The organism is Arsenophonus sp. ENCA, assembly GCF_002287155.1.
Lineage (GTDB): Bacteria > Pseudomonadota > Gammaproteobacteria > Enterobacterales > Enterobacteriaceae > Arsenophonus > Arsenophonus nilaparvatae.
Genome location: NZ_NHNG01000626.1, coordinates 1 through 8825 on the forward strand (window position 1 = coordinate 1; position 8825 = coordinate 8825).

General features: G+C 34.8%; 9 protein-coding genes and 2 pseudogenes. 9 read left to right on the forward strand and 2 right to left on the reverse strand.

Going from position 1 to position 8825, the window contains the following annotated elements; translation table 11 throughout:
- A partial coding sequence (locus tag CBG25_RS16105; RefSeq protein WP_290604058.1) for a hypothetical protein occupies positions 1–197 on the reverse strand: 197 nt, incomplete at its 3' end.
- 55 nt (positions 198–252) lie between these two features.
- Here CBG25_RS16105 and CBG25_RS16110 point away from each other — a divergent pair.
- The 8 genes and pseudogenes from CBG25_RS16110 to trpS all read left to right on the forward strand — a co-directional run bounded on the left by CBG25_RS16110 (position 253) and on the right by trpS (position 7128).
- Complete coding sequence (locus CBG25_RS16110) at positions 253–480, forward strand: hypothetical protein (RefSeq protein ID WP_290607900.1); 228 nt, start codon at positions 253–255, stop codon at positions 478–480.
- Positions 481–1098: 618 nt separating this feature from the next.
- Complete coding sequence (aroK, locus tag CBG25_RS16115; protein WP_290607895.1) at positions 1099–1620, forward strand: shikimate kinase AroK; 522 nt, start codon at positions 1099–1101, stop codon at positions 1618–1620.
- Positions 1621–1675: 55 nt separating this feature from the next.
- The gene (gene aroB, locus CBG25_RS16120) at positions 1676–2770 is read left to right on the forward strand and encodes a 3-dehydroquinate synthase (protein ID WP_290607896.1); all 1095 of its coding nucleotides are present in this window, start codon (positions 1676–1678) and stop codon (positions 2768–2770) included.
- Positions 2771–2895: 125 nt separating this feature from the next.
- Entirely contained in the window at positions 2896–3768 is an 873-nt protein-coding gene (locus CBG25_RS16125; protein WP_290607897.1) for an SPOR domain-containing protein, read from the forward strand.
- Positions 3769–3847: 79 nt separating this feature from the next.
- The gene (gene dam / locus CBG25_RS16130) at positions 3848–4708 is read left to right on the forward strand and encodes an adenine-specific DNA-methyltransferase (RefSeq protein ID WP_032115752.1); all 861 of its coding nucleotides are present in this window, start codon (positions 3848–3850) and stop codon (positions 4706–4708) included.
- Positions 4708–5379, forward strand: coding sequence for a ribulose-phosphate 3-epimerase (gene rpe / locus CBG25_RS16135; RefSeq protein WP_290607898.1), 672 nt, complete (start codon positions 4708–4710; stop codon positions 5377–5379). The genes dam and rpe overlap by 1 nt, the downstream gene beginning before the upstream one ends.
- Positions 5379–6080 (forward strand): annotated as a pseudogene (locus tag CBG25_RS16140) (phosphoglycolate phosphatase). Before rpe ends, CBG25_RS16140 begins: the two are co-directional and overlap by 1 nt.
- Before the next feature lie 4 nt (positions 6081–6084).
- Complete coding sequence (gene trpS, locus CBG25_RS16145) at positions 6085–7128, forward strand: tryptophan--tRNA ligase (RefSeq protein ID WP_032115749.1); 1044 nt, start codon at positions 6085–6087, stop codon at positions 7126–7128.
- 302 nt (positions 7129–7430) lie between these two features.
- On the opposite strand, the gene sodA is transcribed toward trpS, so the two are convergent.
- A complete protein-coding gene (gene sodA, locus CBG25_RS16150) occupies positions 7431–8057 on the reverse strand; it encodes a superoxide dismutase [Mn] (RefSeq protein ID WP_290607899.1) in 627 nt (208 codons plus the stop codon).
- 314 nt (positions 8058–8371) lie between these two features.
- Here sodA and CBG25_RS16155 point away from each other — a divergent pair.
- Positions 8372–8629, forward strand: a pseudogene (locus tag CBG25_RS16155) (acetyl-coenzyme A synthetase N-terminal domain-containing protein); the annotation flags it as partial.
- Between the last annotated feature and the right edge of the window lie 196 nt (positions 8630–8825).

The following is an 8825-nucleotide window of genomic DNA, read 5'->3' on the forward strand; positions in this document are numbered from 1 at the left end:
CTTTTTTTGTCTATAGAAGGTTCAACTAATCGCCATAGGTCTTTAGGGCGGAAACATCTACTTTTTAACCATCGGCTAACCGTGTCATGAGATAAAGGCGATGGGCTGACTTCTGATAACGCCAAACTAGAGTATCTTACACTGCTTACTTGCAAGAATATTTTATAGATATCTTTAATGCATGGATAACCGGACAAAATATGAACATCCTGATTTTTTCTTGTTTTTAAATTTATACTTCTTTTTTAGAGACTGCGAAACTCGTGTAATAAACAAGAAATATCGACCCAAGTTACTATTAATCATGGAGAAACACTTATTTTAGGTGGGATTTTTCAGCAGAAAAAAAACAGTCAACAGCAAAAAATCCCCTACCTGGCAGACACTCCTTTTTTTGGTCATTTATTCACCAAAGATGGAAAACAAACTTACCATAGAGAATTAATCATATTTATAACACCACAACTAATTAATATTTAACAAAATATAGTAACTAATAATTATTTTTTATAATATAACTTCATCCTAAGCAGCACCCAAGAGAGCAAAAATCATCAGATTATTGTGAATAGTGGATTATAAATTTGACGATAAGAAAGATTTAGCTTACAAGGTTAGCTATTTAGCGAAATAAATATGTTGTGCGCACTCGATAATAAAACTTTTATATGTACGATTAGAGTTGCATTTTTAGCTAATCTATTGCGATAATTTTTATATCCAATTTAATATCATTCATAATTGGCAGCAAATAATACATTTTCCGTATAGATATCGACGTGGTTTTCAAATTGATTGATGTTAAACTTAGTGCGCAAACAAACTTAAAGACGAATACTTGAGCTTCGTAATACTGTATATTGCGTATTACGAGACATTCCGGATTTTAAACCTGTGAAGAAATACTGCTATCAGTTATGTTCCAAAAACAGGCCCTTCCGATATAATTCAGAAAAAACTGAATGTATTTGGGATTTTTTTGCTTTTATATGCAAGAAAAGATGTCAATACTCATGAGGTTTCAATTATAGGTCCCGTTGCTAATTTGATTGGCGGGGCGAGTTATCATTAACGAATAATCTTAGTAATACCAAAAACATGGCAGAGAAACGCAATATCTTTCTGGTTGGACCTATGGGCGCCGGAAAAAGTACTATTGGTCGCCAGCTAGCGCAGCAACTTAGTATGGAGTTTTTTGATTCCGATCAAGAAATTGAACGACGTACTGGTGCTGATGTGAGTTGGGTATTTGATTTAGAAGGCGAAGAAGGTTTTCGGGAACGTGAAGAAAAAATTATCAATGAGCTTACAGAAAAACAAGGCATTGTTCTAGCAACAGGGGGGGGATCGGTAAAATCAAAAGAAACACGCAACCGTCTTTCTGCTCGCGGGGTAGTCGTTTATCTTGAAACTACGATTGAAAAACAAATGGCACGAACTCAACGCGATAAAAAAAGACCTTTATTGCAAGTAGATCAGCCTGCTCGTGAAGTTTTAGAAAAACTCGCTCATGAACGTAATCCACTTTATGAAGAAATCGCAGACATTACTATTCATACCGACGATCAAAGTGCAAAAGTAGTTGCTAACCAAATCATTGGATTATTAAAAAATACTTAATTTCAATAAATCAATATGAATGACTGATTGACCATGCCATAAAGGTAAAATCAATATGGAAAAATTGACAGTTACACTCGGTGAACGGAGTTACCCTATTAGTATCGCTTTTGGTTTACTTAACTCACCTAATGCTTTTTTGCCGCTTAAAAGTGGCGAATACGCAATGATTGTAACGAACAAAACGCTACATTCCATTTACTCTGCAAGAGTAAAATCTACTCTTACAAAAATGGGCGTCAAAGTTGATGAGATCATTCTACCTGACGGAGAACAGTACAAATCATTAGCTACTCTTGATACTGTCTTCACTGCTTTATTGGAAAAAAATCATCCTCGAAGCACCACCCTTATTGCCCTTGGGGGCGGTGTTATTGGTGACTTGACAGGATTTGCTGCCGCCTGCTACCAAAGAGGCGTTCGTTTTATCCAAGCACCAACCTCGCTTTTATCTCAAATTGACTCATCTGTTGGAGGAAAAACAGCAGTCAATCATCCATTAGGTAAAAACATGATTGGTGCTTTCTATCAGCCAATATCAGTTATTATTGATTTAGATAGTCTAAAAACATTACCAGTACGTCAGTTTTCTTCAGGCTTAGCTGAAATTATTAAATATGGCATTATTCTAGATTATGATTTTTTTTGTTGGTTAGAAAAAAACATTAATAAACTATTTGAATTCGATGAAAAAACAATAAGTTATTGCATACGACATTGTTGTGAATTAAAAGCAAAAATCATTGCTATAGATGAAAAAGAAACCAATGGACAACGTGCATTATTGAACTTAGGACATACCTTTGGTCATGCCATTGAAACTGAATTAAGCTATGGTTGTTGGCTACACGGTGAGGCAGTTGCTACAGGTATCGTGATGGCTGCAAAAACCGCAGAGTTAGTTGGCCAATTTGATAATAATGATACTCAACGCATTTTAAACTTACTGAGGCAAGCAAATCTCCCTATTAAGGGACCAGCAAAAATGGCTGCTGAAGCTTATTTACCTCACATGATGAGAGATAAAAAAGTAGTTAATAATCAACTCAATCTGGTGCTACCCAAATCTATTGGCAACGCAGAATTATATACTAATATAAGCCATGAGATTGTTTTAAAAGCAATTAAACAATGTCTACATACAGATTAAACCGTGATTGAGATAGCAAGATAGCCATAGTGACACTATAATAAATATCCGTATTTCAGAATCTAATTGTACAAAAAATCATCTTTATCCATGATATGAGGTCATTCACCTTAAAGGGAGGGGAAATGGACGAGTTTAAACCAGAAAGAGATCCTCAAGATCAGAGTAACTTCCGGCCAGACACTTCAGACAGGCCTGTATTACGTTCACGTCAGCAAAGATCTAAACACCATCTAGCTTCTCGGCAACATGTCATGATTGGTATCGCTGTTTTGGTTCTATTATTACTCATTATCGCGATTAGCTCAGCACTTAAAGCACCAACAGATCATGAGAAACAAAATACCTCTACAACAATAAATGAACGTAACATTGATATTTCTAAATCAACATCACTATCAAATGAGTCCCCTTTATCCCAAGAACAAAACCAACCACAAAACGTAACCATGCCTTCAATTAGTGATACACCGACTGAAAGTTCCTTACCACCAGTCAACCAAGGGCAAGGTAAACGTATTGAAATCCCTGGTGACGTTGTTGATGCTTTACGCCAGGGACAAACATTACCTAATGCAAAGCAACAACTCGTTGAAAATCCAACATCAACGCCATCATCAACAAAACTTCCCGCTACTACACCATCTAATATCGTTGAACCAATTAAAACTAATCCTGAAACAAAAACAAAACCTATAGTTAGAACACATACAAATCAAAGTGGTGATTTATTATCAGCTCCAGCGAGTAATTACACACTACAATTAAGTAGTGCAAGCCGTTCTAACTCACTAGAAGCATTTGCTAAAAACAATCGCTTAACTAATTATAAAATCTATAAGACCATACGCAATGGACAACCATGGTATGTTCTTATCCACGGTAATTACCGCACAGTCAGTGAAGCAAAAAACGCAATTTCAACTTTGCCCGCTTCTGTTCAGGAAAAAAAACCCTGGGTTAGAAAATTTCAGCAAGTTAAGCAAGATCAAAAATAAAGAATCATTAGGCGCAAATATGCTGTCCTAAACAGAGATATATCAAAAACTCTGGAACATTTAGATAAAATATGGCGGCATGAAGAAAAAACGCGCTTTTTTAAAATGGGCTGGCGGTAAATATCTTCTGGTAGAAGAAATTAAAAAATATCTACCAGAAGGTGATTGTCTGGTAGAACCATTTGTCGGGGCAGGTTCAGTATTTTTGAATACCAACTATAATGCTTACATCCTAGCTGACATCAATAATGATCTTATCAATTTATATAATACTGTAAAATATCACACTGATACATTTGTGCAGCATTCACGTCAGCTTTTTAACAATGAGTTTAATACACCTGAGCAATACTACCGTTTACGTACTGAATTCAACTTATGTAATAATCCTAGACGTCGTAGTGAACTATTTTTATATCTTAATCGTCATTGCTACAATGGTCTTTGTCGTTACAACTCAAAAGGGGAATTTAACGTTCCATTTGGGCGCTATAAAAAACCTTATTTTCCTGAAGATGAACTCTATTGGTTTGCAGAAAAAGCACAAAAAGCTATTTTTGTCTGCCAAACCTATCAAGAAACATTACTATCAGTAAACAAAAGTGCCGTTGTTTACTGTGATCCACCCTATACACCTCTTTCTGATACGGCTAATTTTACCGCATATCATACAAATAGTTTTGGCAACAAAGAACAATACAATCTGGCTCAAATTGCTTATCACTTATCATCAACTCGCGGAATACCCGTATTAATATCAAATCATGATACACCAGCGACTAGAGAATGGTATCATCACGCCAAGCTAAATGTTGTTAAAGTACGTAGAACAATTAGTCGTAATAGCCTTGCTCGTAGAAAAGTCGATGAACTTTTGGCATTTTATAATCCAACTTATAAAAAAAACGCAAAAGGTAAAAAAACAAATCGGAGACAATAATGAAAGATTTTCTGATTGCCCCCTCTATTTTATCCGCAAATTTTGCATGTTTAGGTGAAGATACTGGGAAAGTCATTAAAGCTGGAGCTGATATTATCCATTTTGACGTAATGGATAACCATTATGTTCCAAATTTAACTTTTGGCCCAATGGTATGTAAAGCATTGCGAGATTATGGTATTAAGGCACCCATTGATGTGCATTTGATGGTAAAACCAGTAGATCGATTGATTCCTGACTTTGCTAAAGCTGGTGCAACTTATATTACCTTTCACGCTGAAGCAAGTGAGCATATTGATCGCACATTACAATTAATTAAAGATAACGGTTGTAAAGCTGGTTTAGCTTTTAATCCCGCTACGCCATTAAACTATTTAGATTACGTGATAGATAAATTGGATATGATCCTAATCATGTCGGTAAATCCTGGTTTTGGTGGACAATCTTTTATTCCACAAACCTTAAATAAATTGCGTCAAGTTCGTAAAATGATCGATAAAAACGGTTATAATATTCGCCTAGAAGTTGATGGCGGGATCAATGTTAATAATATTATTAATGTTGCAAATGCAGGTGCTGACACCTTTGTCGCAGGTTCTGCAATTTTTAATCAACCAGATTACAAAACTGTCATTGATGCTATGCGTAAAAAGTTAGCTGAGGCAATTTAATGGCATTTAAAAAATTAACCAAGATTAAAGTTATTGCATTTGATTTGGATGGTACATTAGTCGACAGTGCAGACGGATTAGCTGATGCTTTAGATCAAGCTTTAATCATTCAGCAATTACCCGCTGCGGGCAAAGAACCTGTTTCTACCTAGGTTGGTAATGGTGTTGATATTATGATAGAACGCGCATTAACTTGGGCAAATGTTAAAATCACACCAGAAATCAAAAATAATACTCGCCAATTATTTGATAAAATTTATGCAACAACAGTAATAACTGGTAGTCAGCTTTTTCCTGGAGTGAAAGAAACATTAGCAGAAATAGCCAAACAACCTTTACCAATGGCAATCGTCACCAATAAACCTACGCCATTTATTGACCCTTTATTAAAAAAATTAACTATTGATTGTTATTTTTCTTTAATATTAGGGGGCGATGACGTAAAAGAGAAAAAACCCCATCCGGCTCCACTGTATCTTACAATGGGAAAATTTGGCCTACATAAAGATCAATTATTATTTGTCGGTGATTCTCATAATGATATCTTAGCCGCTAAAGCTGCAGATTGTCCTTGTGTGGGCTTAACTTACGGATATAACTATGGTGAATCTATCGCATTAAGTAAACCAGATTATGTATTAGATAACTTTGCCGATCTACTTCCTGCGTTAGGACTACCACCTTTGACAACTCTGGGATAATAACATGAATACACCCCCTATAAATTCAACTAATACCGACAAAAAGCCTATTGTATTCAGTGGGGCTCAACCGTCTGGGGAATTAACCATCGGCAATTATATTGGCGCATTACGCCAATGGGTTCACATGCAAGATAATTATGACTGTATTTATTGTATTGTTGATCAACATGCCATTACAGTTCGTCAAGACCCCAAAGAATTAAGAAAACGTACACTTGATACATTAGCCTTATACCTAGCTTGTGGTATTGATACTAAAAAAAGTATTATTTTTGTTCAATCCCATGTTCCGCAACATACTCAACTTAGTTGGGCGCTTAACTGTTATACCTATTTTGGTGAATTAAGCCGCATGACACAATTTAAAGACAAATCAACCCGTCATGCTGAAAATATTAATGCTGGATTATTCGATTATCCAGTATTAATGGCTGCCGATATTTTACTTTACCAGACAAACCAAGTCCCGGTTGGTATTGATCAAAAACAACATTTAGAATTAAGCCGCGATATTGCTCAACGTTTTAATTCGCTCTATGGTGAAATATTTACTGTACCCGATCCCTTTATTCCTGAAAAAGGAGCGCGGGTTATGTCTCTACAAGAACCACAAAAAAAGATGTCAAAATCAGATGATAACCGCAATAATGTAATAACTTTATTAGAAAACCCTAAATCAGCGGCTAAAAAAATAAAACGTGCCCTTACTGATTCTGACGAGCCACCGCAAATTTATTATGATACAGAAAACAAACCTGGTATTTCTAATCTAATAGATATCCTTTCTGGTGTAACAGGCACATCTACCTCTGAGATAGAAAAACAATTTACCGGAAAAATGTATGGCGATCTTAAAAACACCGTTGCTGAAGCTGTTTCAGATATGCTAATAAATATTCAAAGCCGTTTTGATGAGTTTCGTAATAACGAAAAACTATTAAATGACATTATGTCTGAAGGTGCTAGCAAAGCAGAGGCTCGTGCTCAAGTAACCCTTAGTAAAGTTTATGACGCGATAGGTTTTATTAGCCCTATAAAAAAATAATGCTCTTCTCCCTCTTAAAACACGAGGGAGATTGACATTAAGAATAAATTTAAAAATTAATAAAAATAAACAGTTAAAACAAATATCAATATTTATTTTATTAATAAATTTATCGAATGATATAAATAATAAAATACCATTTAGCGAAACCAAAAGTTTCTTTTATTTGTTTATATATAATTAATAAGAGTTAAAATTTTTTTCATTACTATAATTTTAATTGGTCATTAAAAAATATTAGTAGGCCAGTAAATAATCTGGCACCACTAACATTGATATTAAACAAACAGATAAAGTTAATGCTATTTTACTTTTTCTGCAAAACGTTTTGCCGCTTCATCCCAATTAACAACCGACCAAAAGGCTTTAATATATTCAGGGCGACGATTTTCATATTTGAGATAATAAGCATGTTCCCAAACATCCAGCCCTAAAATAGGATAACCGGAAACACCAGAAATAGATTCACCCATTAATGGGTTATCTTGATTAGCTGTCGAAACAACCGCCAGCTTTCCATCCGATTTCAATACTAACCACGCCCAGCCGGAACCAAAACGAGTGGCTGCTGCTTTTTCAAAGATTTCTTTAAAATTCTCAACGCTAGTAAAATCACGTTCAATCGCAGATTTCAACTCACCCTTTAGTTCAGTACCTGTTTTCAAACCGATCCAAAACATACTATGATTGGCATGCCCACCTGCATTATTGCGTAAAAAAGTACGCTTATCGGCAGGCACCTTATCTAAATTTTGAATTAAATCATCTATATCAACTTTAGCAAGCTCAGGAAAATCTTTTAACGCATCATTAGTATTATTAACATATGTTTGGTGATGTTTGGTATGATGGATCTTCATTGTCCTTTCATCGAAATGTGGCTCTAGTGCCCCATATTCATAAGGCAGGGAAGGTAATGTATAGCTCATCCGCATTAACTCCTGTTACTCAAATATAAAATAAATGTTTCAATCAATCCTTATTTTACAAGGATTACCATAATAATGAAAACAATTATAAACAATATATTTTTTAAGGTTTTTATTTCTCTATAAAAAAATCGATATATTAGCTCACATCAATTAAAACAATTTAAATAGAATAATTAATTAATAAATAACAAATCTAAAATAAAACACCATCATTTACGTGATCACTTACACAAAAAAAAACAAATTCTTTTTCATGGGTTTAGTTAACTGCTCTTTGACATATGATTAACACAAATGAGGAGAAGAAAAATATGATATCAACGTTCAAGTACCCCATTCCTACTGAAATTGCCGCACATGCCTTAGTCAATAAAAAACAGTACCAACAAGATTATCAATTATCTCTTGAAGATCCTGACGCTTTTTGGCGAGAAAAAGGTCAAATTGTTGACTGGATAAAACCCTATACCAAAGTAAAAAACACTTCATTTGATCCAGGGCACATTAACATCCAATGGTTTGAAGATGGTACCTTAAATTTAAGTGCTAACTGTCTAGATCGCCATTTACAATAAACTAGTTGCTGAATAGAGACTTGCATTTTTTGTCACGCTATTGAGAATAAAAAGAGGTTTAACTTAGAGAATAAAGGTTTGAAATGATCAACAAAGAGCGGCTGTTACGAGATAATCGTTTATGTAAAGCAATCATTGGATTATCAGTCGAAGAATTGAAAAATTTAGCCGCTGAATTTTCAGCTTGTTA

Bases quoted from the DNA above. Each gene is read 5' to 3' on its own strand.
- aroB (WP_290607896.1), top strand. From the start codon at position 1,676: ATGGAAAAATTGACAGTTACACTCGGTGAACGGAGTTACCCTATTAGT.
- sodA (WP_290607899.1), bottom strand. From the start codon at position 8,057: ATGAGCTATACATTACCTTCCCTGCCTTATGAATATGGGGCACTAGAG.
- trpS (WP_032115749.1), top strand. From the start codon at position 6,085: ATGAATACACCCCCTATAAATTCAACTAATACCGACAAAAAGCCTATT.
- aroK (WP_290607895.1), top strand. From the start codon at position 1,099: ATGGCAGAGAAACGCAATATCTTTCTGGTTGGACCTATGGGCGCCGGA.
- CBG25_RS16125 (WP_290607897.1), top strand. From the start codon at position 2,896: ATGGACGAGTTTAAACCAGAAAGAGATCCTCAAGATCAGAGTAACTTC.
- rpe (WP_290607898.1), top strand. From the start codon at position 4,708: ATGAAAGATTTTCTGATTGCCCCCTCTATTTTATCCGCAAATTTTGCA.
- dam (WP_032115752.1), top strand. From the start codon at position 3,848: ATGAAGAAAAAACGCGCTTTTTTAAAATGGGCTGGCGGTAAATATCTT.